Genomic DNA, 25628 nt, shown 5'->3' on the forward strand with positions numbered 1-25628 from the left:
CGCTCAGTCCGGAACGACCGTCGGGTCGAAGCCGGCCCGCTCGAGCACGTCGATCACCTGGGCGCGGTGTTCCTCACCGCGGGTCTCGACGCTCAGCTGCAGGATCACCTCGCTGATCTGGAGCCCCTGCCCGTGACGCGTGTGCAGGACCTCGATCACGTTCGCGCCGGCGACGGCGAGCAGCTCCGACACCCGCGCCAGCTGACCGGGCCGGTCGGGCAGCGGGATGCGCAGGGTCATGTACCGGTCCGATGCCGCGAGCCCGTGGGCGACCACGCGCTGCAGCAGCAGGGGATCGATGTTGCCGCCCGAGAGCACCGTCGCCGTCGGCCCGGACGCGGGCACGTGGCCCGCGAGGATCGCCGCCACGCCGACGGCACCGGCCGGCTCGACCACCTGCTTGGCACGCTCGAGCAGCACCAGCAGTGCGCGCGCGATGTCGTCGTCACTGACGGTGACGACCTCGTCGACCAGCTCGGAGATGATGCGGAACGGCAGGTCGCCCGGCCGGGCGACCGCGATGCCGTCGGCGATCGTCGGCGTGGTGGCGACCTCGAGCGGATGCCCGGCCCGCAGCGATGGCGGGTACCCCGCCGAGTTCGCCGCCTGCACGCCCACCACGCGCACCGTCCGCCCTTCGGCGGCGGCGCGCGCTTTGACGGCGGCCGCGACGCCGGCGGCGTGCCCGCCGCCGCCGATGCCCACCACGACCGTCTCGACATCGGGCACGTCGTCCATCAGCTCGAGGCCCAGCGTGCCCTGACCCGCGATGATGTCGGGGTGGTCGAAGGGGTGGATGAACACAGCGCCAGTGCGTTCGGCGAACTCGGCCGCCAAGCGCAGCGGCGTCTCGACCGTCGCGCCGTCGAGCACGACCTCGGCCCCGTACCCGCGCGTGGCGAGGAGCTTGGGCACCGGAACTCCGAGCGGCATGAAGATGGTCGCGGGAATGCCGAGCTCCTGCGCCGCCAACGCGACGCCCTGCGCGTGATTGCCCGCAGACGCCGCGACGACGCCGCGCGCGCGCTCCTCGTCGGACAACCGTGACAGCCGATAGGTCGCGCCGCGGATCTTGAACGATCCCGTGCGCTGCAGGTTCTCGAGCTTGAGATGCACGGGCACGCCGAGCACGTCGGTGAGATGCAGCGATCGATCGACGGGCGTGCGCGAGATCACCCCCTCGAGCGCGGTCGCCGCCGCTTCGATCTCGGTCAGGGTCGGAGCGGCGGAGCCGACGGCGGGCACGGTCACGGGCGGATCCTCCTCGGACGGGGCACGGTCGACCAGATGAGGTCGCCGGGTGGGGGCGCGGCGCCGGTCTCCCACGCCCTGCCGCCGAGGTACACGGCGACGACGTTGACGAAGGCGGCGAGCGGCACCGCGAACAGGGCGCCGGGGATGCCGGCGATGAGCGCTCCGCCGGCGACGACGAGGACGACGGCGAGCGGATGCACCTTCACGGCGGAGCCCATCAACAGCGGCTGGAGCACGTGGCCCTCGAGCTGCTGCACGCCCAGAACGACCACGAGCATCCACAATGCGATCCACGGCCCGTTGTACACGAGCGCGAGGAACACCGCGAGCGCGCCGGTGACCACGGCACCGACGATCGGCACGAACGCGCCGAGGAACACGAGCACCGCGATCGGGATCGCCAGCGGGACTCCGAGCAGGAAGGCACCCAGACCGATGCCGATGGCGTCGATCGTCGCGACCAGCAGTTGCGTGCGGGCGTAGTTGACGACCGTCACCCACCCCGCACGGCCGGCGCCGTCGGCGGCAGCCCGGGCCCGCTTCGGGAAGATGCGCACCGTCCACCGCCAGATGCCGGCGCCGTCAGCCAGCAGGGTGAGCAGGATGAACAGTGCGAGGACCGCGCCGGTGAGAACGTGACCGACGGTCGTGCCGATCGCCAGGGCACCCGACCACAGCAGCTCGGCCTGCTGCTGAATGAGCGTCCACGTCTGGGCGAGCATGGCGTCGATCTCGGCTTCGGTGAGGTGGAGGGGGCCGTCGACGAGGTACTGACGGAACTGCTGCGCCGCCTCGATCGTGCTCGCCTGCACCGACGGCCACTGTCGGCCGATCTGCCACACGACCAGCCACATGAGTCCCGTGACGATGGCGAGCGTCCCGACCACCGAGATGACGATCGCGAGCCACCGCGGAACGCGATGCCGCAGCATCCAACTGAACACGGGCCACAGCAGCGCCGTGATGAGGATGGCCACCAGCAGCGGGATCACCAGCAGCTTGAGCTGGATGACCAGCCAGATGCCGACGCCGATCGCCGCTGCCACGACGAGGAACCGCCACGAATACGCGGTCGCCAGTCGCAGGCCGCGCGGCACGGAGTCGGTCAGCTCGCCGGTGACGACGCGGCTTCGGTCTCGGAGCGCGTCGAAGAGCGAGCCACGGGGCTTGTCGTCAGGGCCGCTCATCCCGCCAGTCTAGGCGCGGGGTATGCCGCGCCGAGGATACGCCCGAGCGGTGTCGGAGGGCACCGCTACGCTGACCGGCGTGACGATGACCCTCCGTGCGGCCGAGGCCCGCCGCATCGCACTCGCCGCGCAGGGGTTCGCGAAACCGAGACCCGCGTCGGCGGGCACACGGCAGCTCAATCTCGCCCTCGCGCGCATGTCGACGCTGCAGATCGATTCCGTCAACGTGTTCGCGCGGTCGCACTACATGCCGCCGTTCTCGCGCATCGGAGCGTACGACCCAGCCGCGTTGGACCGGCTGCTCTTCGCGCGCCGGCCGCGCTACGTCGAGTACTGGGCTCATGTCGCGGCGTTCATCCCCGCCGAGGACTGGTCGCTGTTCGGCTTCCGCATGCACGCCATGCGGGCGAAGTACGGGAGCGACCCCGACAGCTGGTTCCGCACGCACAGCGACATCGTCGACTGGGTGCGCGCCGAACTGTCCGACCGCGGCCCGTTGCGGCCCGCGCAGATCGAGCACGACGCCAAACGGGCCGCACGCGGGCCGTGGTGGGACTGGGACGTCGTCAAGCGCGCGCTCGAGCTGCTCTGGCTGTTCGGCGAGGTCGCGATCGCCGGCCGACGCGGATTCGAGCGCCGCTACGGGCTGGCCCAACAGGTCATCCCCGTCGATGCGTTGGGAATCGATGTGCCGCGCGCCGACGCGATCCGCGAGCTGGTCCGCCGCGCGGCGGGGGCGTACGGCGTCGCAACCGCGTCCGATCTCGCCGACTACTGGCGGATCACCGACCGCCCGGCGGTGATGGCCGCGATCGGCGACCTCGTCGACGCCGGTGACCTGTCACCGGTGACCGTGGACGGCTGGACGAGCGCCGGGCGCCCCGCCAAGGCCTGGCTGCATCGGGATGCTGCGCGACCGCGCCGCGTCGACGCGTCGGCGCTGCTCACACCGTTCGATCCCGTCGTGTGGTTCCGCGATCGCGCGCAGCGACTGTTCGACTTCGAGTACCGGATCGAGATCTACACGCCCGCCGCGCAGCGCCGATTCGGGTACTACTCCCTGCCGGTTCTGGTCGGCGACGACATCGTCGGCCGCGTCGACCTCAAGGCCGATCGGGCCGCTTCGACGCTGCTGGTGCAGTCGGCTTGGTGGGAGCACGGACGCCCGGCCGAGGCTGCCGAGCGGCTCGCGAACGAGGTGCGCCTGGCCGCGCGATGGCAGGGTCTCGAGCGCGTCTCGGTCTCGCACTGGGGCGACGCGACCGACGATCTCGCGGGCGCGCTGGGTGACGCATCCCGGCACGAGCGCTCGGCCGCCGAGCCCGTTCCGCTCGCCCCCGACGAACCGGCCCGATAGCGTGGTGGGGTGAAGCGCGGCGCGATCATCGGACTCGCCGCCGGTGCCGCCGCCCTCGTCGTGGCCGCCGGTGCGGCATGGTGGTTCCTGGGCCGACCGGCAGGCCCGGATGCCGCCGCGCAGGCGTACCTCGACGCGCTCGCCGCGGGTGACGCCGCAGGTGCGATCGAGCTGCTCGCCGCGAGTCCCGGCGACGACGCGGAGACGGCGTTCGCAGGGGCCGAGACGTATCTGGCCGAGCCGGCGGTGATCGCGACGACCGAGGACGACCGCGGCGGCGCCACCGTCGACGTGCGGTTCACCCTCGACGGCGACGAGGTGATGTCGTCGTTCGACCTCACCCTCGACGCCGACGGCTGGAGAGTGGATGCCGACGGCGTCGGCACCCTGCGCGCCGACGCCACCCTCGGAGACAGCGTCATCGTCGGAGGCGTGCTCCAACCGTCGTCCGAGTCCGCCCCGCTGCTGCCCGCCGTCTACCCCGTCACCGCCGCGCCGCGCGGCATCGTCGACGGCTCGACGTCGGCGATCATCGTCCCGGGGGCGGCGATCGACCTCGCGATCGAGGCGTCCCTGTCCGCCGACGCCACGGCCCTCGCCCAGACCCGGCTCGACGGCTACGCCGACGGATGCGCCGCTCCGGCGTCGGCCGTCCCCGACAACTGCGGCCTGCGGGTGCCGTGGGCGGCCGACCTCGCGACACTCGACGCGATCGCGTTCCGCATCGAGGCACATCCGATCATCACCCTCTCCCCCGACGCGACCGCGTTCGACGCGGTCGGCGGCGAGATCGTGGCGACCGCCACCGGAACCACGCGGGCGGGTTCGACGGCGAGCTTCACGTATCGCGCCGACGACTGGGCTCTACGCGGCTCGGTGCTGCTGACCGGCGACGAGATGGTGCTGTCCGTACGCTGATCAGGCCCGCTCGAGTCCGAGCCAGTCGGCGAGATCGGCGATCGCGGCGTCGACGCCCGCCGCGACCTCCTCGGTGAAACGCTCGTCCTCGTGGATCGCGTTGACGCGCAGCACCGCGGCCTTGCGGTCGGCTTTCGCGTCGAGCTTCCCCACGAGACGGTCATCGTGGAGGATCGGCAGCGCGAAGTAGCCCCAACGGCGCTTCGCGGCCGGCTTGTACATCTCGAGGATGTACTCGAAGCCGAACAGGTCGACCGCGCGGGCACGATCGAACACGAAGCGGTCGAACGGCGAGAGCAGCACCGTGCGCCCAGCTCGCGCGTCGTCCTGCGCGAGCTGGGCGGGATCGACCCGCCACGGGCCCTCGACACCGTCGACCACCGCCGGCTCCCCCGCCTCGCCGACGTCGAAGGGCTCGACCGGCTGCTTCGGCGCCTTCGGCCGCGCGATCCCGAGCGCACCGAGCCGCCGCTGCGCTCGCCGGTGTGCGGCGTCCTCGTCGGAGAGCAGCTCCTCGTCAGGCGGATAGATCCGCTCGGACAGGTCCCACAGCCGCTCGCGGCCGTCGCGGCCGGCGAGGGCCACCTCTCCGCCGAGCACCAGGAACTCGAGCATCTGCGACACGTTCCGATCGGCCGTCCAGCCGCTCGATCGCCACGAGACGGCGGCGGTGTCGGGGATCTCACCGGTGCGCAGAGGGCCGTCGGCCCGCAGTCGGTCGAGGACGTCCTGCCGGAACCGGGCGTTGGCGGCCAGCCACTCGCGATGCTCCCGGTAGGGCGGCCACGCCCGCATCAGCGGCCGGTACAGCGGCAGGTCCGTCATCGGTCGGAGGAACCCGGCCCACTCGAACACCGCGCGGTCGACTTCGACCGCGCGCGTGAGGTCGGCGGGCCGGTACGGCCATCCCAGGCGACTCCACAGCACGTGGTCGGCGCTCGGAGCGACGGCCGCCGTCGGATCGACATTGACGAGGGTGAGTGCGTCGATCGTCTCGACGATGCCCGCGGGCCGCGGCTCGGTCAGCAGTTGGGCCCGCACGGCGATACGGCGCGCCCGGTCGCGATCGAGACGATGCACGACCCCGCTCAGAACCGGCCGCCCATCGTCGTGAGGCGCTCGATGCGGTCCGGAATGGGCGGGTGGGTGGCGAACAGCCGCGCCATCGCCCCCTGCCGCAGCGGATCGGAGATCCACAGGTGCGCCATCGAGGTGTTCGCGCGCTGCAGCGGCCGGCCGTACTCCTGGAGCTTCGCGAGAGCGGATGCCAGGCCGTCGGGGTCGCGCGTGGTCATGGCGCTCGTGGCGTCCGCCAGGTATTCGCGCTGGCGAGAGATCGCGGCCTGCACCGCGCCGGCCAGCAACGGCGCCACCAGTGCGGCGACGATGCCGAAGATCATGAACAGCAGCTGCGCCTGTCCGTTGCCGCCCGAGCGGCGGCCACCGCCGAAGAACGCGAAGCGCATCATCATGTCGGCGAGGATCCCGACCGCGACCACCAGTCCGAAGACGATGAGCGACACGCGGATGTCGTAGTTGCGGATGTGACCCAGCTCGTGCCCGAGGACCCCTTCGAGCTCACGGTCGGTCATCAGCTCGAACAGGCCCGTGGTGACGGTGATGGCCGCCTCCTCGGGCTTGCGGCCGGTCGCGAACGCGTTGGGAGCCGGGTCGTCCACCACGTAGAGCTTCGGCATGGGCGAACCGGTCGTGATGCACAGGTTCTCGACGAGGCGGTGATAGCGCGGGGCATCCGATTTGCTCACCTCGACGGCGCCGCTCATCGCGAGCGCCTCGCGGTCGGCGAAGAAGTACTGGAAGGTCGCATACCCCGCGGCGAACACCAGGATGAACGCGGTGATCCACCAGTTGTTGCCGGCCAGCCATCCGGCGAGGGCTCCGATCGCGCCGAGCAGCAACACGAAGGCGATCAGGATGAACCACGTGTTGCGCTTGTTGCGCGCGATCGCGGTGTACATGGGCCTCCTGGAAGATCTCGATACGGCGCCCTGCAGGCGCCTACTCGATCTCTAGCCGCAACCGCATCAACGCGCGCTGCGCGCGCATTGATCCGGGTCGGCTAAAACTGCACCCTGGGGGGTTCCGAGATCGCCGCGCCGTCGACGACCTCGAAGAACTCGCGCTCGTGGAAGCCGAGGTTGCGAGCGAAGAGGTTGTTCGGGAACACCTTGATCTTGGTGTTCAGTTCGCGCACTCCACCGTTGTAGAACCGGCGCGAGGCCTGGATCTTGTCCTCGGTGTCGACGATGGACTGCTGCAGCTGCAGGAAGTTCTGACTGGCTTGCAGCTGCGGGTACGCCTCGGCGACGGCGAACAGCGACTTCAGCGCCTGCTGCATGTGCCCCTCGGCGACTCCCGCCTCGGCGGGGCCGCCGGCCGACAGCGTCTCGGCCCGCGCCCGGGTGACGTTCTCGAAGACCGCCTTCTCATGCGCCGCGTAGCCCTTCACCGCCTCGATCAGATTCGGAAGCAGGTCGGCTCGCCGCTTGAGTTGGACCGTGATGTCGCTCCACGCCTCGTCGACACGCACATTCAGCTGCACGAGCGAGTTGTACGTCGCCCACAGGTAGATGCCGACGATGACGGCGAGCGCCACCACGATGAGGACCGGGATCAGCCATTCCATAGCCGCGACTCCGTTTCGAGGTTTCCCTCATCCTAACGAGGCCGACCGCCGACGACACCCTTCGCGTGCGCACTCCCAGCGCTCACTCACCCAGGACGCGCTCGAGATAGGCGTTCGCGAACAGCCGATCGGGGTCGAGGCGGTCGCGCAGAGCGACGAAGTCGTCGAAGCGCGGATAGCGCTCGCGCAGCTGCCGGGCCGTCAGGGTGTGCATCTTTCCCCAGTGGGGTCGGCCGCCGTGGGCGAGCATGATCTGCTCGACGGCCTCGAAGTACTCGGCGGGATCCTCGCGCCAGTAGCGATGCACCGCGATGTACGCCGACGCCCTGCCGTGCGCGGTCGACAGCCAGATGTCGTCGGCCGCCGCGAAGCGCACCTCGACCGGGAACGAGATGCGCCACCCGCGGTCGTCGATGAGAGTGCGAAGCGCCTCGAATGCCGGGCGTGCCTGGTCGGCCGGGACGGCGTACTCCATCTCTCGGAACCGGACGGTGCGCGCGGCGACGAACACCCGCTCGGAGGCATCCGTGAACTCCCGATCACCCCACAGGCGGCTGGCCGTGCGGTTGATGAGGGGGACGGTACCGGGAGCGATCCTCCCGATGTCGCAGGCGACGCGGTAGACGGCGTTGCCGATCAGCGTGTCGTCGACCCATCGACCGACGGGCGCGAGCGGATGACGGGGCGCATCGACGGGCAGCCGGTTGTTCGTCTTGGTGAGCGCAGCGTCGGTGTGGGGGAACCAGTAGAACTCGAAGTGATCGGCTTCCTCGACCCGGCGATCGAGCGCGGGGAGCACGTCCGCCAGCGCCTCGGGTCTCTCGACGGCGTGCAGCACGAACTGCGGCACGCACTGCAGCGTCACGTCGACGAGGATCCCGAGCGACCCCAGGCCCAGCGCGACCGCGGGGAGCAGCTGCGCGTTCTCACTCTCGTCCACGCGCAGCAGCTCGCCCGTGGCCGTCACGAGGGTCGCGCCGACGACCTGTGTGGCGAGGCCGCCGAATCGAGCGCCGGTGCCGTGGGTTCCGGTCGAGATCGCACCCGAGATCGACTGACGGTCGATGTCGCCGAGGTTCGTCATCGCCAGGCCCGAGGAGGCGAGCAGTGCGGGCACGCGGTGCAGTCGGGTTCCCGCCAGCAGCGTGGCGCGCCCACGTTCACGATCGATGCCGACGAGCCCGGCGAGGTCGGTGAGGTCGAGCAGCACGCCGGGTGCCACGGCGATCGGCGAGAAGCTGTGTCCTGCCCCGACCGCCTTCACGCGCAATCCCTGTGATGCTGCGGCCTGCACGGCCCGCTGAACGGCTTCGATCGAGCGCGGGAACTCGACGCGCTGCGGGCGCACCCTCGCAGACCCTGCCCAGTTGCGCCACTGTCCGCCCGGCCGCGTCACAGGAACGCCCTGCCTTCGCCGCGATACGTCGGCGCGACGCCGACGAGCCGGCCGTTCTCGACGAGGTGGTACTGATCGACGCGCTCCGAGGCCTCTCCGCTCTTGGCGTGTCGGAACCAGACGCGATCGCCGATCCGAAGGTCGCGCGCCGCCTCGCCCCGCAACGGCGTCTGCACCTCTCCGGCCGCCTCGCGAGGCATCGTGTGCAGTCCTGGGGGCCACACGGGCCGAGGCTGACGCGACGCGGTCGGCGGTCCGGACGCGATCCATCCACCGCCGAGGACCGTTGCGATGTCGGGCCGGGGCTTGCGCACGACGTCGAGGGCGAAGGCGGCGGCGGGCGCCGGGTCGAAGGACCGGTAGCCGTCGAAGAGGTGTCCGGCCAGCAGCCCGCTGCCCGCCGTCAGCTCGGTGACCGACTCGTCGGCAGCGGTCGATTCGAGCGAGCCGGTGCCGCCGCCGTTGACGAACTCGAGCGCGGCGATGTCGCGCAACGAGGCGGTGATGGCCGCGCGGCGATGACGCAGTTCGTCCGCCGACCGTCGCTGCATCCAGCGGATGACCGGGTCGGCCGGGCCCTCGTCATCCGGCTGCCCGGCGATCTGGGCCTCGTACATCATGAGACCGACCAGACGGAACCCGGGCCTGTCTGCGATGACGCGCGCGAGAGCGGTGACTTCAGCGGGCGCATGCACGGGTGATCGGTACACCCCGACGTGGCCGAGACTGCGTGAACGGAAGCCGGCGTCGGCGTCGATCGCCACGCGCATCCGTGCACGTGACGTCGGCGGCGCAACCGCGTCGATGAGGTCGAGCTGCGCGAGGTCGTCGACCATGAGCGTGACGCGCTCGGCCGCGCGCTCGTCGGCGGCCAGGGCTGCGAGCGCGGTGCGGTCGGCGGTCGGGTAGCCCACCACGACGTCGTCATGGTCTTCGGCCAGCCACAGCGCTTCGGCGAGGGTGAACGCGAGGATGCCGCGATACCCCGGCATGCGCAGCACCGCGTCGACCACCTCGCGCACCCGCACCGATTTGCTCGCGACGCGGATCGGCAGACCACCGCCGCGGACGACGAGGTCGAGCGCATTTCGACGCAGCGCTTCCACGCCGATGGCGGCCACGGGTGCCGGCCGGTCCTGGACCGCCCTCGAGAGGGCGCGCCAGTATGACGCGGGGTCATGCCAGAGGTCGGCGGTGACCTCTGCGGGGAGGAGATCCAGGCTCATCGGGCTCGCTTCGGGTGCGTGCAGACATCTGCACCAGCGTCGGACTGCTCACGCTCACGCCGAGCGTACCCCCGCCGGGACTCGAACCCGGACTGGGGCGGGTTTAAGCCGCCTGCCTCTGCCGATTGGGCTACGGGGGCGTCGCGCACGGCGCTCGCACCCACGCTACCGTCAGGGCGTCGCGGCGGGCGCCTTGGTCGACGCCGGCTTCTCAGCCGTCGCTTCGGCAGGCTGCGGCGGTCGCGGCCGCGCCGCGAACTCCTCGAAGACGTAGCGCGGGCTCTGCACCGTCGACAGGTTGACCATGTCGCGTCCGAGCCAGAGGTTGTTCCACCATCCCCACAGCACGCGCCACTTGCGCTCCCACGTCGGCATCGCCAGGCCGTGGTAGCCGCGGTGGGCGAGCCAGGCGATGAAGCCCTTGAGCGCCAGCTTGCCCGACTGGAAGACACCGTTGTACAGGCCGAGACCCGCGACGGCCCCGAGGTTCTTGTGGAAGTACTCGCGGGGCAACTCGCCGCGCAGAACGGCGACGAGGTTCTTGGCGAGCAGCTTGGCCTGGCGCACGGCGTGCTGGGCGTTCGGGACGCAGTACCCGCCGACGCCGCCGCCCGACAGATCGGGCACCGCCGAGATGTCGCCGGCAGCCCAGGCGCCCTCGACGATCTCGTCCTCGGTGCCCACGCGCAGATCGGCGCGGGTCCGGATGCGACCGCGCTCCTCGACGGGAAGGTCACCACCGCGCACGACGGTGGGATTGGCCATCACGCCCGCCGTCCACACGATGAGGTCGCTGGGCAGCGTCTCGCCGGTCGACAGCTCGATGTTGCCGTTCACCGCGCCGGTCACCTGCGTCTCGAGGTGCACGTAGGCGCCGCGCTGAGCGAGGTCCTTGAGCACCCACTCGCTCGTCTTGAGCGACACCTCGGGCATGATGCGTCCCATGGCCTCGATGAGGTGGAAGTGCGTGTCGTCGAACGTGAGCTGCGGATAGCTCTTGATGAGCGACGACGCCAGGGAGCGCAGCTCGGCGAACACCTCGATGCCCGCGAACCCCCCGCCGATCACCACGACGGTGAGGAGGCGGTCGCGCTCGGGTCCGTGCGGCAGCATCGATGCCCGATCGAAGTTCGACATCAGGCGGTCGCGGATGGCGACGGCCTCTTCGATCGTCTTGAGGCCGATCGCGTTGTCGGCGATGCCCGGAATCGGGAACGTGCGCGAGACGGCGCCGGCGGTCACGACGATCTGGTCGTACTCCTGCTGGTACGGCTCACCGGCGATCGGGGTGATCGTCGCGACCTTGTTGGCGTGATCGATGGCTGTCACCTTCGCCGCGATGACGGTGGTGCGCTTCAGGTGACGGCGCAGCGCCACCACCGAGTGGCGTGCCTCGATGGATCCGGCGGCGACCTCGGGCAGGAACGGCTGGTACGTCATGTACGGCAGCGGGTCGACGATCATGACCTCGGCCTCGCCCTTGCGCAGGTGCTTCTCGAGCTTCCAGGCGGTGTAGAAACCGGCATAACCCGCGCCGACGATGAGGATTCTGGGCACGTTGTTCGTCACGGTGGGGAGAGCTCCTCCTGTGTCAGCGGCTCGGCGCACGGGACGCCAATCGGATGCGTCGGACAACAGCGGTGACGCCGAGCGCCACCAGTATAGCGGCGACGGTCGCGGCCATCAGCGGCACGGACCCGTAGATCATCGTCTCGTACGTGGGCAGCAGCGGCGAGGAGGCCTGCGGCGCGCTGTCGGCGGGAGGCAGCGGAGGGACGGTGACGGCCGTGCTGTCGGGCAGCGGCTGCGGGTCGATCTCCGCGCGACGGTAGAGGCGGATCCAGTCGGCGAGGCTTCCCATCGGGTTCGCAGTCACCTGGGGCACGTTCGCGGACACGGCGGCAGCGGCATCCACGAGTCCGTAGCCGTACAGCGGGTCGGGCACGGAGGTCGCCTGCGGCGCCGGGTCGGCGGTGCGGATGATGCGGTTGATCACGTTCGCCGCATCCAGGTCGGGGTAGGCCGAGCGCACCAGGGCGGCCACCCCCGCGACGATCGGAGCCGCGCCACTGGTGCCACCCCAGACGACGACGCTGCCGTCGGCCGACACGCCGATGAGGTCCTCGCTCGGAGCGGACACACCGATCGTGATTCCCTGCGTGGACGCCTCGACGCTCGCGCGCCCCTGCGGGTCGACGCCGCCCACCGTCAGCACTCCGGGGATCGTCGCCGGCGCACCCACGCGCGTGGTGCCGCTGCTGCGGTTGCCCGCCGCCACCACCACCACCACGTCGTTGTCGAATGCGTACAGGAAGGCCGAGTCCCAGCTCGGGTCCCAGTCGGGGGTGTTGGTGGTGAGGGAGAGGTTGATGACGTCGGCGCCGTTGTCGACCGACCACCGGATGGCGTCGGCGATCTGCTCGGTGAACGGAACGCTCACCGATGCGCCGAACCCGACCGACACCGACAGGAGCTCCGCTTCGGGAGCGACGCCGATCATGCCCGAGTCCGCTCCGGTCCCCCGCGCGCCGGCGAGCGAGGCGACCCAGCTTCCATGGTTCGAGTCGACGGCGCCGACGGGCGAACGGCCGTCGGGCGCCCCCATGCCCGAGACGTCGGTGCCCCCCACGACGCCCGAGAACTCGACGGGGTCCCGCCCCACACCGGTGTCGATGATCGCGATGCGAGCGCCCGCGCCCCGCGTGGTCTGCCACGCGTCGCGGATGCCGTAGTCGTCGAGCCAGTACTCCGCTTCGCGGACGGGGTCTTCCTCCTCTTCCGGTGCCGCAGCCGAGGCCGTGGCCGCCGGCGCCAGCAGGGCCGCGGCGGCGAAGACCGCGACGAGGGCGCGGGTGAGCCGATTCATAGACCGGATCCCGGTTCCGCGCAGGTGCAGCGCTCGGGCGACCACGCCGACATCGCGAGCGCGCGGTCGCCGATCGGGTTCACGCCCTCCCCCGCCGCGAGCGCGTGCGCCGCGAGGGCGTGGAGGCACTTGACGCGCGCCGGCATGCCCCCCGCGGAGATCCCGTCGATCTCAGGCACGTCGCCGAATCCTGCGCGGTCGGCGAGATAGGACTCGTGCGCGCGTGCATAGGCGGCGGCGAGCTCCTCGTCGTCGGCCAGGTCGGCGTTCATGCCCTCCATCGCGTGATCGGCCTCGAGCGCCGACATCGCCGCGGTCGCACCGGGATGCGTGAGGTAGTAGAAGGTCGGGAACGGTGTGCCGTCGGCGAGCCGCGGAGAAGTGGCGACGACCGTGGGATTGCCGCACACGCAGCGGGCGGCGATGCCGACGACGCCGCGCGCCGGGCGCCCCAGCTGACCGCGGAGCGTTGCGAGCTCGGCGTCGGTCACGGCTGCGAAAGGGGGTCTCGTCACGGCGTCCAGGCTACCCGCGACGCCGGGAACAGACCTGATCAACCGGTCGCCGACGGGGTCGGCTCGGGATCGGGTACGCCGATCGTCGGCGCCTTGACCGTGCGTGCCAGGCCCGCCTCGGTGACCGACCGCACGAGCTGGGTCATCCAGTCGGCGCGGGTGCGCTCGACCTCGTCGGGCACCGGCTCCTGCTCCTGCGGGAGGAGTTCGGCCGGCAGGTCGTTGTCGACGAGGTAGACGACCTCGCCGGGACGCACGTAGTACAGGCGTTCGCGCGCCTGCGTCGTGATGTAGGCGGGGTCGGACCAGCGGCCGCGCTGTGCCTCGAGGTCGGCGACGTCGTCGCGACTGACCTCGACCGCCGCCTCGAGCGCCGTGATCTGCTGCCGCTGGTCGAGATAGAGCCCGATCGTCGGCACGAGCACGAACGCCGCGAGCACGACGAGACCGAGCATGATCACCATGAAACCCGACAGACGGATGCCGCCGAGCCACCCGCGCACGTCCACAGGACGGCGCTGTGTGCGACGGCGGGCGGACGAAGGGGGAGCCGTTCTCGTCGCCACGGCTCCCCCTCTCGTGCGTTCGATCAGCCGGTGTAGCGCGGGAAGGCCGCGCGGCCGATGTACTCCGCCGCGTCACCCAGCTCCTCCTCGATGCGCAGAAGCTGATTGTATTTCGCGACCCGCTCGCTGCGGGCGGGCGCGCCGCTCTTGATCTGACCCGAGTTGGTCGCGACGGCGAGGTCGGCAATCGTGGTGTCCTCGGTCTCTCCCGAACGGTGCGAGAACATCGTGGTGTAGCCGGAACGGTGCGCGAGCTCGACGGCATCGAGGGTCTCGGACAGTGTGCCGATCTGGTTGACCTTCACCAGCAGCGAGTTGGCCACGCCGCGCTTGATGCCGTCGGCGAGCCGGGCCGGGTTGGTGACGAACAGGTCGTCGCCGACGAGCTGCGTCTTCGTCCCCAGCGCGTCGGTGAGGGCCTTCCACGCATCCCAGTCGTCCTCGGCGAGCGCATCCTCGATCGTGACGATCGGGTAGTCGGCGACCAGTCCCTCGTAGTACTCGGTGATCTCGGCGGCCGACCAGTCCTTGTTCTCGAGGCGGTACACGCCGTCGGAGAAGAACTCGGTCGCGGCGACGTCGAGTCCGAGCGCGATGTCGGAGCCGGGGGTGAAGCCGGCCTTCTCGATCGCCTTCACCAGGAAGTCGAGGCCTTCGCGGTTGCTGGGAAGGTCGGGGGCGAAGCCACCCTCGTCGCCGAGGCCGGTCGCGAATCCCGCGGCCTTCAGCTCGCCCTTGAGGACGTGGTAGGTCTCGGCACCCCAGCGCAGCGCTTCGGCGAAACTCGACGCGCCGATGGGGGCGAGGAAGAACTCCTGCATGTCGATTCCGTTGTCGGCGTGCTCGCCGCCGTTGATGACGTTGAACAGCGGCACCGGCAGGACGTGCGCATTGGGGCCGCCCAGGTAGCGGAACAGCGGCAGGTCGGCGCTGTCGGCGGCCGCCTTGGCGACGGCGAGGCTCACGCCGAGAATGGCGTTCGCACCGGTGCGCGACTTGTTCTCGGTGCCGTCGGTCGCGATGAGGATCTCGTCGACCACGCGCTGCTCGCTCGCCTCGACGCCCTCGATCGCGGGGCCGAGCTCGTCGATCACCGCGTTCACGGCCTTCAGCACGCCCTTGCCGCCGTAACGGCCCTTGTCGCCGTCGCGCAACTCGTACGCTTCGAACGCGCCGGTCGACGCGCCGGAGGGGACGGCCGCCCGCTGCACGATCCCATCGTCGAGGAGCACCTCCACTTCGACGGTCGGGTTGCCGCGCGAGTCAAGGATCTCGCGCGCGCCTACAGCCTCGATCAGTGCCACAGGATGTCTCCCTTGTTCGTGGAGGTGTTTCTCTCGGAGCATCGTCGGTCCGCTCCCGAGTGTAGTGACCACAACACCGCGGCCACAGGCATCCGCCCGTCCGCTGCCCGATCGGCGCGTCAGACGACGAGGGCGATCGCCACGCCGTCCCAGCCCTTGAGGTCGAGCGTCTGCAGCGCGGTCGCGTCGAATCGCGGGTCGCGGCCCAGCATCTCGAGCGCGCGCTGCGTGCCGATCACGTCGCTGCGCTCCGTCGCGGGGTTCGCCACCTCGCCGCCGCGCCCGACGTTGTCGACGACGACGACGGTGCCGGGATGCCCGAGCCGGGCCGCCCAGTCGAGATAGATCGTGTTGGACTCCTTGTCGGCGTCGATGAAGACCAGGTCGAATGGCTCGGCTCCCGCCAGTGTGGGCAGCACATCCGCGCCGCGACCCAGGAGGATCTCGACCCTCTCGCCGACACCGGCGCGGTCGAGGTTGGCACGAGCGATCGCCGCATTCGCGGGTTCGGCCTCGATCGTCACGACGGCGCCGTCGTCGGGCAGCGCACGCGCCATCCAGATCGTCGAGTAGGCGCCGAGCGTGCCGATCTCGAGGACGCGCCGTGCACCGGCGATGCGGGCGAGCAGGTGCAGGAATTTGCCGTTGACGGGCGCGACCTCGATGGCCGGCATCCCGGCCGCGTTCTGGTCGGCCACGGCGGCCTCGAGCGCGGGGTCGTGGCCGACGAGGGTCTCGGTGAGGTACGTGTCGACGCGCCGCCAGGCGTCGGGGGTGGGCTGTGTCATGGCACCAGCCAACAAGCGGCGCCGGTCGCCGTCAACCGCCTGCGCGTCGCTGTGCGAACGTCTCGAGCAGGCCGGCGGCGGTCGTCGCGTCGTCGACGGTCACGACGAAGCGGCGCCCGTCGCGCCGTGCGACCTCGAGCGCAGGGCCCGAGCGCAGGATCACGCCGAACCGTCCGTCGAGCGCCTTGCGCAGCCCCCACCCGCCGAACTCCCCCATCGCGGTGACCTCCACCGCCGACGCCGACGCGACGTCGGCGATCGGCACGGCGAACCGCGGCAGTCCGGCCACCGACACGACGTGCAGTCCTGTCGCGTCGACCCGCACACGGAAGGCGACCGTCATCGCCGCGATCGCCGCGACCAGCACCGCGACGCCCGTCACGACCCACGCGACTTCGACGGGAGCGCCGGCGAACCAGCATCCGACCGCGACGAGCACGAGGACGATCGAGATCGCGGTGATCGCGATGGCTCCGGCGGAGCGCAACGTGGCCGTACGAAGCCACACGGCCTGCTCGTGCGCGGCCAGATCGAGCGGCTGCGCGGGCGCCGGCACCGCGGGCTCGCGCCGATTCGCGGGCTGCACCGACCAGGCGATCACCCCGATGACGACCGCCGCGGCGAACGAGACGACCAGCACCGGCCAGATGCTCACGGTCGCGTCGTGCCCGGTCGTGCCCGCCTGTGCCGCATAGGTCCAGGTCATGAGCATCGCGATGAGCGTCGAGACGGCCGCGGCCATCGCTCCCATGAAGCGATACGTGGGCCCCCGGTCGCCGCGACGCAGGCCGGACAGCGAGGTGAGTGCCATCAACAGCGGGACGCCGTACCCCAGCGCCGCGGTGAGCACGGGTGGCAGCCAGGCGGGTGCGAAACCGTCCGCGACGCCCGCCGCGTTCCAGTGGACGGCGACGGTCGACGGCATCGACGGCAGCAGGATCAGCTGAGCGGTCACGGCCGCAGCGACCACGATCGCCGGGTAGACCATCGCGACGACGACGAACCGGCGTACGGCGACGGCGTTCATCGGACGACCTCGGCCTTCGGCACGGAGGTGGCGACGGTGCCGGGGCGGAACTGCCGCAGCAGTGCGACGACGAGGATCACGGCCGCGACGACCGCCCACGCGATCACCCCCAGCGGCCCGACGACGGCGAGGTCCGGTTCCTCGCCGAGCGCGATGAGGACGAGGATCAGCCCGCCGACGGCGTTGAGCGAGCCGTGGGCGAGCACCGCGGGCCACAGCGACGCGCTGCGCAGCCGCAGCCAGCCGAGCAGGACACCCCAGGCCAGGCATCCGCCGATCATGAAGAGCAGCCCCACCGCATCGGGACGCGCGAAGTTGTAGCCCAGCAGGATGACGGGCGCGTGCCAGAGACCCCACACGGCGCCGGTGATCAGCAGCGCCGGCCAGACACCCAGCGGCATGAGGGCCCCCTGGAGCCAGCCACGCCACCCCAGCTCTTCGCCGAACGCGACGATGCTGTTGAACACCGCGCCGACAGGGATCGCCAGAAGCTGCGCGACCACCAGCACGGCGATGGGGGGCAGGGCCCCGCCGCCCGAGACCGCGGCGACCTGTGAGGCGAACCCCGAGAAGTCCACGAGGTCGAGTCTCACGAGTCCGACGGCGGCCGAGATCCCGATCGTCACCACGACGATGACGATCGGCAGCGCCAGCCCGAGGGCGAGGAACAGGAGGAATCGTCCGACCGGACGCAACGGCGTCAGACCCAGTGCGCGGGCGCGCGGTGCGGTCGGAACGCGCAAGACCGCGATCACGATGAGGGTCGCAGCGGCCGGCGTGAACATCATCAGGGCGATGAAGACCGTCGCCAGGGGCGACGCGAGTCCGTCGCCCAGCCAGAGCGGCAGCGCAGCGAGCCATGCGAGCCCGCACGCGAGTACGACGAACGCGATCACCGCGCGCCAGGGGACGACCACAGGCGCATCGGACCCCGCGACCCGGTCGTCGGCGGAGGGTGTGGGCATGTCAGCGGTCACGGGAGATCTCCTTCACGAGAGAGGCGAGGGTGTCGGGTGAGAGTCCGAGGGCGCCCGCGCGGGCCACGAGCGCCGCGACGTCGTCGCGCAGGCCCGTCAGTGCGCCGGCCCGTTCGGTGACGGTCGCGCCGCGGCCGCGACGCATGTCGACCAGGCCCTCGTCGCGCAGATCCTGGTAGGCGCGCAGCACGGTGTGCAGGTTCACTCCGAGCCCGTCGGCGATGTCGCGGGCGGAGGGCAGCCGCTCTCCCGCGACGAGCCGACCGGCGGCGATCTCGGATCGCAGCGCCGCCGCCACCTGGGCGAACAGCGGCTCGTCCGAGCTCGGGTCGATGCGGATCAGCACGCAAGTATTCTATTACAAATAGAACAATGCTCAAAGTGGTGGGCGAGGACGACCGGCCGACGTCGGGCCGACGGGCCCCGCGAGGCACCGGCTCAGGTGTCGTGCTCGATGATCCCCTCATCCTCACGGTGGTCGTCGGACGCGCCCGGCGGGAAGTCTGCGACGTCGCCGCGCGAGCGCAGGAAGAACGCGCTGACGAGCAGCCCGCCCCACACGATCACGATGGACAGGACCATGAAGGTCACGGCGATCGGGGTCATGAGCGCACCTCCGGGCGACGGGTGGCACTCGGCTCGTCCGTGACCGGCGGATACGGGGGCCACGATTCGAAGTCATCGGGCGAGCGGCGCCACGGCAGGATCGAGAGCACGATCGCCCCGACGACGAGGACGAGGATCGCCCCCCAGCCGAACACGACGAGGTACCAGGGCGGCAGCCCCTCGTAGCCTTCGGCGATGAGGGTGATGATGCGCGATACGAGCATGTAGCCGAGGATCACGGGGCCGACGACGCCGACCAGGACGACCCACACCGAGCCGACCTTGAACGTCGACAGTGCGTTGAGGTGGTAGCGCAGCTCGCGGCCCCGACGCGCGACCCAGATCACCAGGATCGACGTCAGGACAGCGGATGCCACGATCCCGATGTTGTTGGTCCACTGGTCGACGACGTCCAGCGCGAGCAGGCCGGTCGTCGTGGCGAACACGAGCACCGACAGCACGGCCGACACCCCGCCGACGGCGAGCGCCGCGGCACGACGCGAGATCGCGAACTTCTCCTGGATCGCCGCAGAGACCACCTGCAGCACCGAGACGAGCGACGTGAACCCCGCGAGGGTGAGCGTGCCGAAGAACAGTGCTCCGAAGATCGGGCCACCCGGCATCTGCGAGACGATCGCCGGGAATGTGATGAACGACAGCCCGACGCCGGTGAGTCCCTCGAGCTCGTCGACCCCGATCCCCTGCTCGAACGCGAAGAACCCGAGCGTCGCGAAGACGCCGATCCCCGCCAGGATCTCGAACGACGAGTTCGAGAAGGCCACGACCAGGCCCGGGGTCGTCAGGTTCGACCGGCGGCGGCGATACGACGCGTACGTGATCATGATGCCGAAGGCGATCGAGAGCGAGAAGAAGATCTGGCTGTACGCCGCGATCCACACGTTCGGGTCGGCCAGCGCCGCCCAGTTCGGCGTGAACAGCGCGTTGAGTCCGTCGGCCGCGCCGTCGAGGAACAGGGCCCGCACCACCAGGACGACGAAGGCGACGATGAGGATCGGGAGCACGATCATGTTCACGCGCTGCACGCCCTTCGCGATGCCCGCGGCGAGCACGATGATCGTGAGCACCCAGACGAGCACGAGCGGGATCAGCACACTCGGGACGAACTCGAAACTGAACCCGGGATCCCCGACCTGCAGGTACTCGCCCACGAAGAACGCCGCCGGATCGTCACCCCAGCGCAGGTCGAACGAGAACACGAAGAAGCTGAGCGCCCACGCGATCACGACGGTGTAGTACAGGCCGATCACGAACGCGATCGTCGCCTGGAACCATCCGAGCGACTCCATCCAGCGGCCGGCGCGTCCGCCGAGGCGGCGGAAGGCCGTGGGCGCTGCACCACGGAAGCGGTGACCGATGGCGTAGTCGAGGAACAGGATCGGGATGCCGGCAGTCAGCAGGGCGACGAGGTACGGGATGAGGAACGCTCCGCCGCCGTTCTCGTACGCGACGCCGGGGAACCGCCAGATGTTGCCGAGGCCGACAGCCGAGCCGATCGCGGAGAGGATGAACCCCACCTGCCCGGTCCACTGCTCGCGTGGAGCGGCGGTGTGCGTCGGCCCGTCGGTGCGGTCGGTGCGAGTCATGGTGCCTCCTCGTCCTTGCGCGCAGGCTATCAGGGCGCGGGTCAGGGGTGGGAGGTCCGTGTCACCGTCGCGTGAGGGCGTCGGTGATCGACGGCACCAGCGCCTCGGCGGTGCGCCGGTAGCCGGCCGCGCTCGGGTGGAAGCTGTCGACGCTGAACATCTCGTCGGGCTCGGCGAGGAACACCTCGCCCACCGCGTCGCGCAGTGAGACCACGTGGGCGCCGGCCTCGGACGCCGCACGCGCCTGCGCAGCCGCGAGACGTCGCGACATCCGTGATCCCAGTTCGCGCAGCGGCTGGGGCACGCGGTGCAGTGCGCCGAGGTCGGGGCATGTTCCCACCACCACCTCGGCCCCCCGCTCGCGAAGCCTTCGCACGGCCTCCGCGAGGTACGCCGCCGACTGCGCGATCGGCACCCGATGCGTGACGTCATTGCCGCCGACGACGATCACGGCGACCTCGGGTCGGTACTGGTCGGGCAGAGCGTCCAGTTGGCCCGCGAGCGCCGAGGACTCCGACCCGACGACGGCGGCCACCCGCAGTCGCACCGGGCGACCGGAACGGCGCGCGACGCCCTTCGCGATGCGCCCTCCGAGGGTCTCCTTGCGGTGCTCCGCGCCCAGCCCCGCCGCGATCGAGTCGCCGAGCACGACGAGGTCGATCGGCGCGCCTGCCAGGCGCCGCCGCCACACGCGATCGGCATCGAGCGCCTTCTCGCCGAGCGGCTTGCCGATGCGCCGACGCGCCAGAGCCGCCTGATGGCGCAGCCACCACCCGCCCGCCGCGAGGGCGAGGGCAGCGCCGAGCAACAGCATCGCCGCACCGGCGAGGAACGTTCCCACGCGCATGGCGTCATGGCACCGCACGCAGGTGAACGTTGCGTGACGTGCGCGGTGGCGGGTTCATTCCCGACCGCTAAGGTGCGCACGTGAGTTCGCGCACGATGACCCGCCGGCTCGGACTCGGCGACGCCGTCTTCATCGGCATCGGCTCGATGGTCGGCGCCGGTGTGTTCTCGGCGTTCGCGCCCGCCGCGCAGGCAGCCGGCGCAGGGCTGCTCATCGGCCTGGGGCTGGCCGCGATCGTCGCATTCGGCAACGCGACGTCGTCCGCCCAACTCGCCGCCGCGCACCCGACCTCCGGCGGAACCTACGCGTACGGCCGCGCCGAGATCGGCCCCTGGTCGGGCTTCCTCGCCGGGTGGGGGTTCGTCGTCGGCAAGCTCGCGAGCGCCGCGGCGATGGCGCTCACCTTCGCCGCCTACGCCGCTCCGCCCGGCTGGGAGCGCCCCGTTGCGGCCCTCGCGGTGGTGGCACTCGCCTCTGTCAACTGGTTCGGCGTGACCCGCACCGCGCTGGCCACGCGCGTCATCGTGACGGTCGTGCTCCTGACGCTCGCTGTGGCGACCGCGGCCGCCACGGCGTCCCCCGCGGCCGCCGACCAGCTGACGGTCGACGGCCTGCTCTCCGGGGGCGCGTACGGCATCCTGCAGTCGGCGGGGCTGCTGTTCTTCGCCTTCGCGGGGTACGCGCGCATCGCAACGCTCGGCGAAGAGGTGCGCAATCCGACGCACACGATCCCCCGGGCGATCACCATCGCCTTCGCGGTCGCCCTGGCCGTCTACGCCGTGATCGGGGTCGTCGTGCTCACGAGCCTCGGCCCCGCGGGCCTGGCCGCCTCGTCGGCGCCGGTGGCGGATGCCGCGGCGGGATCGGGCTGGGCCTGGGCCGTGCCGATCGTGCGGGTCGGCGCCGCGGCCGCTTCCCTCGGTGCGCTTCTGGCCCTCATCGCCGGGATCGGGCGCACGATGCTCGCCATGGCGCGGGAGGGCGACCTGCCACGCCCGCTCGCGGCGCTGCATCCGCGATGGGACGTGCCCTACCGCGCCGAGGTCGTCGTCGCCGTCGTCGTGGTGGCCGCCGTGCTGCTGGTCGACCTGCGCGGAGCGATCGGCTTCTCGTCGTTCGGGGTGCTGGTGTACTACCTCGTCGCGAACATCGCCGCCTTCCGGCAGCGCGATTCCGCGCGCCGGTACCCCCGGGCGCTGCAGGCGGTCGGCGCGATCGGCTGCGTGGTGCTCGCGGTGACCCTGCCGTGGCAGGCGGTCGTCGGCGGACTGGTCGTCTTCGCCGTCGGCGTCGGCTACCGGCTGGTGCGGCTGCGGCTCACGCGAGGGGCTTGAGCTCGAGGTCGTCGGGCGTGGCGCCGGCCGACACGGTCGCGAAAGAGGTGTATCCGTCTGATCCGGCGCGGTCCAGGAGCGCCTTGAGGTTCTTGGTGCGCTGTTCGAGCCGTACGCGCGAACCGTCGGAGATGAGTGCCGACTTCAGCGCGAGGAGTTCCTCCCACGGCACATCGCGATCGTGCACGAGCACCACGGCGGGCACCCCGGAGTCGTCGGCGGCCCGGACGAGGTCGACGATCCGCTCGAAGCCGATCGAGAAGCCGACGGCGGGTGCGTCCTGCCCCAGGAACCGTCCGATCATCCCGTCGTAGCGGCCGCCGCCGCCCAGCGAGTAGTCGACGGACGGGTGGGCGAGCTCGAAGATCGTGCCCGTGTAGTACCCCATGCCGCGTACCAGGAACGGGTCGAACACGAGCGGCACGTCGTCGCCGCGCGCCGCCGACACCGCCGCGCCGATCCCGGCGAGGTCGGCGACGACGTCGTCCGGCGCGCCGTCGGGAAGCGCTGCGCGGATCTGTCCTTCCCCGAACGGACGGTGCTCGAGCGTCATGGGGCGGCCCAGGAAGGTCTCGAACGCATCGACGGCGGTGGCTGTGGCTGCGCGCTCGCGCAGTTCGGCGGCCACGCCGCCCGGTCCGATCTTGTCGAGCTTGTCGATCGTGATGAGGACACCCGGCCGCTCGGACGCGGCGAACCCGAAGCGGTCGAGCATCCAGTCCAGGATTCGCCGATCGTTGATGCGGATGCTGCCGCCTTCGAGACCGAGGGCGTCGAGGGTGTCGAGCGTCGCCACCGCGAGCTCGGACTCGGCACGGGGCGAGGCGTCGCCGATGATGTCGATGTCGCACTGGACGAATTGGCGGTAGCGGCCCTTCTGCGGCCGCTCGGCACGCCAGACGGGGGCGATCTGGATCGATCGGAACACCGCGGGAAGCTGCCCCCGGTTGCTCGCGTAGAAGCGGGCGAGCGGGACCGTCAAGTCGTAGCGCAGGCCGAGGTCGGTGAGCGACGCGGGATCGTCCGCCCCCGAACGGATCGCGTCGGCGTCGAGTCCGCGTTTGAGCACGTTGTAGGCGAGCTTCTCGTTGTCGCCGCCGAGACCGGCGTGAAGCCGCGCGTACTCCTCCATGACCGGCGTCTCGATCTCGTCGAAGCCGTGCGCGCGGTAGCGCTCACGGATGACGGCGAGCACGCGCTCTCGGCGCGCCTTGTCTGCGGGGAGGAAGTCGCGCATTCCGCGCGGCGGATTGACGGATGCCACGGTCCCATCTTTCCAGAGCGACCCGGCGCGGTGCCCCCTCACCCCGCCAGAGCAGGTGATCCGGCGGGGGCAGCACGCCCGGCAGCCGATCCGGTGCGTCCTCGCCGGATCAGGAGTTCTCGGCGGCGCGGATGTCCGCCGTCAGGCTGCGCAGACGCTCGCGCAGCGCGCGCTCGGCGTCCCACCCCTCGTCCCGCGCTCGCACCACGAGCGCGAGGAGCGCCTCGCCGAGCTCCGCCTCGCTGGCGGGCGAGGCCTCGCCGACCTCGACGGCCGTCCCCGCGGCCTGCGCCTTGCCGAGGAGCTTGTGCGCGAGCGCGAGCGACGGCATCCGCTCGCTCACGCCGTCGAGCACGCTCGTGCGGGAGCTCTTCTCGGCCGCCTTGGCCGCGTTCCAGTGCACGAGCACCTCGTCGGGGGTGGTCGCCACCGCGTCGCCGAAGACGTGCGGATGCCGGCGCACCATCTTCTCGGTCAGCCCGCGGGCGACGTCGTCGATGTCGAAGGGGTCGGCGGCGTCGCGCGAGGCGATCTCGGCGTGGAACAGCACCTGCCACAGCAGGTCGCCCAGCTCCTCACGCAGGTCGCCGCGGTCGCCCGCCTCCACGGCGTCGATGAGCTCTGCCGACTCCTCGACGAGGTAGGGCACGAGCGCGCGGTGGTCGATCTGCTGCGTCCACACGCACCGCTCCCGCACCGCGTGCATCGTGTCCGCGGCCTCGCGCAGCGGGTCGACCGCGGTCACGACGCCTCGGCCTGAACCGGATGCCTGCGGAAGTGACGGGCACGCCACGAGACGAGCAGACCCGCCAGCACGAGCGAGATCATCGATCCGGCGAGCACGCCCAAGGTGGCCTCGTCGCGCAGCTCCGGGTGCGTCGAGAAGGCGAGTTCGCTCAGCAGCAGCGACACGGTGAACCCGATGCCGCCCAGCGCTCCGGCGGCGAGCAGATCGCCGATGGTCAGGGCGGGTGCCTGACCGCGATGTCCGACGCGCAACGACAGCCATCCGAAGACGCCGATGCCGATGATCTTGCCGACCGGGAGCGCGACGAGGACACCCCAGAAGGCGGGGGTCAGTTCGCTCGGCGACACCTGCGGGATCGGCACGAGCGCCGCGTTGAGGGCGAACAGCGGCAGGACGATGACGTTCACCCACGGCTCGAGGGTGTGACGCACCCGCAGAGCGGGCTGCTGTGCCATCGCCAGGCCCAGGGCGACACCGGCGATGGTCGCATGGACCCCCGACAGGTACACGAGCACCCACGTCGCGATCGCCAGGATCACGAGCGCGACGATGATCGGGACGCGCGCCCGGGTGTCGAGCTGGCGGCTCAGCAGGCCGAAGGCCACCACCAGGAGTGCGGCCAAGCCCAGCAGACCGTAGTTGACATCGGTCGTGAAGAGCACCGCGATGAAGATGATGCCGACGATGTCGTCGAGGATCGCGAGGGCGAGCAGGAAGATCCGCAGCGCGGGCGGCAGGCCCTTGCCGAACACGGCGAGCACTCCGAGCGCGAAGGCGATGTCGGTCGCCGTCGGGATCGGCCAGCCGCGCGCCGACTCGGTGCCCAACGCGAAGATGAGATAGATCCCGATCGGCACGATGACGCCGCCGAACGCGGCGATCGCGGGCTGAAGCGCCTTGCGCGCCGAGTTGAGCTGGCCCGAGGTCAGCTCGAACTGCAATTCGACGGCGACGACGAAGAAGAAGACCGCGAGCAGGCCGTCGGCGATCCAGTGGCCGACCGACAGCTCGAAGACACCGGGGATACCGAGGTAGGCGTGCTGCACTTCGTCGGCGGCCGGTCCCAACGGAGAGTTGGCGATCACCAGCCCGAGCGCTGCTGCCGCCAGCAGCACGATCGCCGGGAACCGGGCAGAGCGGAGCAGGGTCATGCGGGCCTTCCGTGCGGAGTACGGAGCCCGCGCCTCACCGCGACCG

The 25628-nt window shown here is 71.0% G+C and carries 25 protein-coding genes and 1 tRNA gene; 3 read left to right on the forward strand and 23 right to left on the reverse strand.

Translation table 11 applies throughout. The annotated features are described in order from the left end of the window. Positions 1-3 precede the first annotated feature (3 nt). Positions 4-1251 carry a threonine ammonia-lyase gene (gene ilvA, locus ABD663_RS04630; protein WP_344736703.1) on the reverse strand — a complete coding sequence of 416 codons (1248 nt, stop codon included), beginning with the start codon at positions 1249-1251 and terminating at the stop codon, positions 4-6. Further along, the gene (locus ABD663_RS04635) at positions 1248-2441 is read right to left on the reverse strand and encodes an AI-2E family transporter (protein ID WP_344736704.1); all 1194 of its coding nucleotides are present in this window, start codon (positions 2439-2441) and stop codon (positions 1248-1250) included. Before ABD663_RS04635 ends, ilvA begins: the two co-directional genes overlap by 4 nt. Positions 2442-2520: 79 nt before the next feature. Here ABD663_RS04635 and ABD663_RS04640 point away from each other — a divergent pair, with 79 nt between their 5' ends. Both ABD663_RS04640 and ABD663_RS04645 read left to right on the forward strand, forming a co-directional pair. Beyond that, on the forward strand, positions 2521-3798 hold the full coding sequence (locus ABD663_RS04640; protein ID WP_425561753.1) for a winged helix-turn-helix domain-containing protein: 1278 nt from the start codon (positions 2521-2523) through the stop codon (positions 3796-3798). 9 nt (positions 3799-3807) lie between these two features. Further along, a complete protein-coding gene (locus tag ABD663_RS04645) occupies positions 3808-4716 on the forward strand; it encodes a hypothetical protein (RefSeq protein ID WP_344736705.1) in 909 nt (302 codons plus the stop codon). Here the strand turns inward: ABD663_RS04645 and ABD663_RS04650 are convergent, their stop codons facing one another. From ABD663_RS04650 to ABD663_RS04735, 18 genes are all read right to left on the reverse strand, one after another. Continuing rightward, the gene (locus ABD663_RS04650) at positions 4717-5796 is read right to left on the reverse strand and encodes a DNA glycosylase AlkZ-like family protein (RefSeq protein ID WP_344736706.1); all 1080 of its coding nucleotides are present in this window, start codon (positions 5794-5796) and stop codon (positions 4717-4719) included. It abuts the gene before it with no gap. Positions 5797-5804: 8 nt separating this feature from the next. Then, complete coding sequence (locus ABD663_RS04655; RefSeq protein WP_344736707.1) at positions 5805-6695, reverse strand: M48 family metalloprotease; 891 nt, start codon at positions 6693-6695, stop codon at positions 5805-5807. Between the two features lie 101 nt (positions 6696-6796). Further along, on the reverse strand, positions 6797-7363 hold the full coding sequence (locus ABD663_RS04660) for a LemA family protein (protein ID WP_344736708.1): 567 nt from the start codon (positions 7361-7363) through the stop codon (positions 6797-6799). An 82-nt stretch (positions 7364-7445) separates the two neighbouring features. After that, positions 7446-8759, reverse strand: a complete 1314-nt coding sequence (locus ABD663_RS04665; RefSeq protein WP_344736710.1) for a D-arabinono-1,4-lactone oxidase — start codon at positions 8757-8759, stop codon at positions 7446-7448. Continuing rightward, entirely contained in the window at positions 8756-9985 is a 1230-nt protein-coding gene (locus tag ABD663_RS04670; protein ID WP_344736711.1) for an alanine racemase, read from the reverse strand. Before ABD663_RS04670 ends, ABD663_RS04665 begins: the two co-directional genes overlap by 4 nt. Positions 9986-10051: 66 nt before the next feature. Then, positions 10052-10125 (reverse strand) — tRNA-Leu (locus ABD663_RS04675). 31 nt (positions 10126-10156) lie between these two features. Continuing rightward, positions 10157-11542, reverse strand: coding sequence for an NAD(P)/FAD-dependent oxidoreductase (locus tag ABD663_RS04680; RefSeq protein ID WP_344736933.1), 1386 nt, complete (start codon positions 11540-11542; stop codon positions 10157-10159). Positions 11543-11576: 34 nt separating this feature from the next. After that, entirely contained in the window at positions 11577-12851 is a 1275-nt protein-coding gene (locus ABD663_RS04685) for a S8 family serine peptidase (protein WP_344736712.1), read from the reverse strand. Then, positions 12848-13366 carry a DUF501 domain-containing protein gene (locus tag ABD663_RS04690; RefSeq protein ID WP_344736713.1) on the reverse strand — a complete coding sequence of 173 codons (519 nt, stop codon included), beginning with the start codon at positions 13364-13366 and terminating at the stop codon, positions 12848-12850. The genes ABD663_RS04685 and ABD663_RS04690 overlap by 4 nt, the downstream gene beginning before the upstream one ends. Positions 13367-13404: 38 nt before the next feature. After that, a complete protein-coding gene (locus tag ABD663_RS04695; protein WP_344736715.1) occupies positions 13405-13932 on the reverse strand; it encodes an FtsB family cell division protein in 528 nt (175 codons plus the stop codon). Positions 13933-13955: 23 nt separating this feature from the next. Further along, positions 13956-15236 carry a phosphopyruvate hydratase gene (eno, locus tag ABD663_RS04700; RefSeq protein WP_344736716.1) on the reverse strand — a complete coding sequence of 427 codons (1281 nt, stop codon included), beginning with the start codon at positions 15234-15236 and terminating at the stop codon, positions 13956-13958. A gap of 119 nt (positions 15237-15355) precedes the next feature. After that, a complete protein-coding gene (locus tag ABD663_RS04705; protein ID WP_344736717.1) occupies positions 15356-16024 on the reverse strand; it encodes an O-methyltransferase in 669 nt (222 codons plus the stop codon). A gap of 31 nt (positions 16025-16055) precedes the next feature. Beyond that, complete coding sequence (locus tag ABD663_RS04710) at positions 16056-17051, reverse strand: DUF1648 domain-containing protein (RefSeq protein WP_344736718.1); 996 nt, start codon at positions 17049-17051, stop codon at positions 16056-16058. Next, the gene (locus tag ABD663_RS04715) at positions 17048-18028 is read right to left on the reverse strand and encodes a CPBP family intramembrane glutamic endopeptidase (RefSeq protein WP_344736719.1); all 981 of its coding nucleotides are present in this window, start codon (positions 18026-18028) and stop codon (positions 17048-17050) included. The genes ABD663_RS04710 and ABD663_RS04715 overlap by 4 nt, the downstream gene beginning before the upstream one ends. Then, the gene (locus ABD663_RS04720) at positions 18018-18374 is read right to left on the reverse strand and encodes a GntR family transcriptional regulator (protein ID WP_344736720.1); all 357 of its coding nucleotides are present in this window, start codon (positions 18372-18374) and stop codon (positions 18018-18020) included. The genes ABD663_RS04715 and ABD663_RS04720 overlap by 11 nt, the downstream gene beginning before the upstream one ends. A gap of 92 nt (positions 18375-18466) precedes the next feature. Then, entirely contained in the window at positions 18467-18634 is a 168-nt protein-coding gene (locus tag ABD663_RS04725) for a methionine/alanine import family NSS transporter small subunit (protein ID WP_344736721.1), read from the reverse strand. Continuing rightward, complete coding sequence (locus tag ABD663_RS04730; protein WP_344736722.1) at positions 18631-20238, reverse strand: sodium-dependent transporter; 1608 nt, start codon at positions 20236-20238, stop codon at positions 18631-18633. Before ABD663_RS04730 ends, ABD663_RS04725 begins: the two co-directional genes overlap by 4 nt. 61 nt (positions 20239-20299) lie before the next feature. Continuing rightward, positions 20300-21085: an SGNH/GDSL hydrolase family protein gene (locus ABD663_RS04735; protein ID WP_425561754.1), complete on the reverse strand. Its 786-nt coding sequence runs from the start codon at positions 21083-21085 to the stop codon at positions 20300-20302. Between the two features lie 95 nt (positions 21086-21180). Between ABD663_RS04735 and ABD663_RS04740 the strand changes: the two genes are divergently transcribed. Beyond that, positions 21181-22419: an APC family permease gene (locus ABD663_RS04740; protein WP_344736937.1), complete on the forward strand. Its 1239-nt coding sequence runs from the start codon at positions 21181-21183 to the stop codon at positions 22417-22419. Here ABD663_RS04740 and ABD663_RS04745 read toward each other — a convergent pair. The 3 genes from ABD663_RS04745 to nhaA all read right to left on the reverse strand — a co-directional run bounded on the left by ABD663_RS04745 (position 22403) and on the right by nhaA (position 25582). Then, positions 22403-23656: a histidine--tRNA ligase gene (locus ABD663_RS04745; protein WP_344736939.1), complete on the reverse strand. Its 1254-nt coding sequence runs from the start codon at positions 23654-23656 to the stop codon at positions 22403-22405. The genes ABD663_RS04740 and ABD663_RS04745 overlap by 17 nt on opposite strands. A 136-nt stretch (positions 23657-23792) precedes the next feature. Continuing rightward, a complete protein-coding gene (locus ABD663_RS04750) occupies positions 23793-24389 on the reverse strand; it encodes a nucleoside triphosphate pyrophosphohydrolase (protein WP_344736940.1) in 597 nt (198 codons plus the stop codon). A 35-nt stretch (positions 24390-24424) separates the two neighbouring features. Beyond that, complete coding sequence (nhaA, locus tag ABD663_RS04755) at positions 24425-25582, reverse strand: Na+/H+ antiporter NhaA (protein ID WP_344736723.1); 1158 nt, start codon at positions 25580-25582, stop codon at positions 24425-24427. Between the last annotated feature and the right edge of the window lie 46 nt (positions 25583-25628).

Source organism: Microbacterium awajiense, from assembly GCF_039536545.1.
GTDB lineage: Bacteria > Actinomycetota > Actinomycetes > Actinomycetales > Microbacteriaceae > Microbacterium > Microbacterium awajiense.

What these genes read in the sequence shown, in the direction of transcription:
- ABD663_RS04670 (WP_344736711.1), bottom strand. Translation starts at nt 9,985, where the DNA reads ATGAGCCTGGATCTCCTCCCCGCAGAGGTCACCGCCGACCTCTGGCAT.
- ABD663_RS04705 (WP_344736717.1), bottom strand. Translation starts at nt 16,024, where the DNA reads ATGACACAGCCCACCCCCGACGCCTGGCGGCGCGTCGACACGTACCTC.
- ABD663_RS04745 (WP_344736939.1), bottom strand. Translation starts at nt 23,656, where the DNA reads ATGCGCGACTTCCTCCCCGCAGACAAGGCGCGCCGAGAGCGCGTGCTC.
- ABD663_RS04750 (WP_344736940.1), bottom strand. Translation starts at nt 24,389, where the DNA reads ATGCACGCGGTGCGGGAGCGGTGCGTGTGGACGCAGCAGATCGACCAC.
- ABD663_RS04685 (WP_344736712.1), bottom strand. Translation starts at nt 12,851, where the DNA reads ATGAATCGGCTCACCCGCGCCCTCGTCGCGGTCTTCGCCGCCGCGGCC.
- ABD663_RS04655 (WP_344736707.1), bottom strand. Translation starts at nt 6,695, where the DNA reads ATGTACACCGCGATCGCGCGCAACAAGCGCAACACGTGGTTCATCCTG.
- ABD663_RS04735 (WP_425561754.1), bottom strand. Translation starts at nt 21,085, where the DNA reads ATGCGCGTGGGAACGTTCCTCGCCGGTGCGGCGATGCTGTTGCTCGGC.
- ABD663_RS04740 (WP_344736937.1), top strand. Translation starts at nt 21,181, where the DNA reads ATGACCCGCCGGCTCGGACTCGGCGACGCCGTCTTCATCGGCATCGGC.
- ABD663_RS04730 (WP_344736722.1), bottom strand. Translation starts at nt 20,238, where the DNA reads ATGACTCGCACCGACCGCACCGACGGGCCGACGCACACCGCCGCTCCA.
- ABD663_RS04660 (WP_344736708.1), bottom strand. Translation starts at nt 7,363, where the DNA reads ATGGAATGGCTGATCCCGGTCCTCATCGTGGTGGCGCTCGCCGTCATC.
- ABD663_RS04635 (WP_344736704.1), bottom strand. Translation starts at nt 2,441, where the DNA reads ATGAGCGGCCCTGACGACAAGCCCCGTGGCTCGCTCTTCGACGCGCTC.
- nhaA (WP_344736723.1), bottom strand. Translation starts at nt 25,582, where the DNA reads ATGACCCTGCTCCGCTCTGCCCGGTTCCCGGCGATCGTGCTGCTGGCG.
- ABD663_RS04725 (WP_344736721.1), bottom strand. Translation starts at nt 18,634, where the DNA reads ATGACCCCGATCGCCGTGACCTTCATGGTCCTGTCCATCGTGATCGTG.
- ABD663_RS04710 (WP_344736718.1), bottom strand. Translation starts at nt 17,051, where the DNA reads ATGAACGCCGTCGCCGTACGCCGGTTCGTCGTCGTCGCGATGGTCTAC.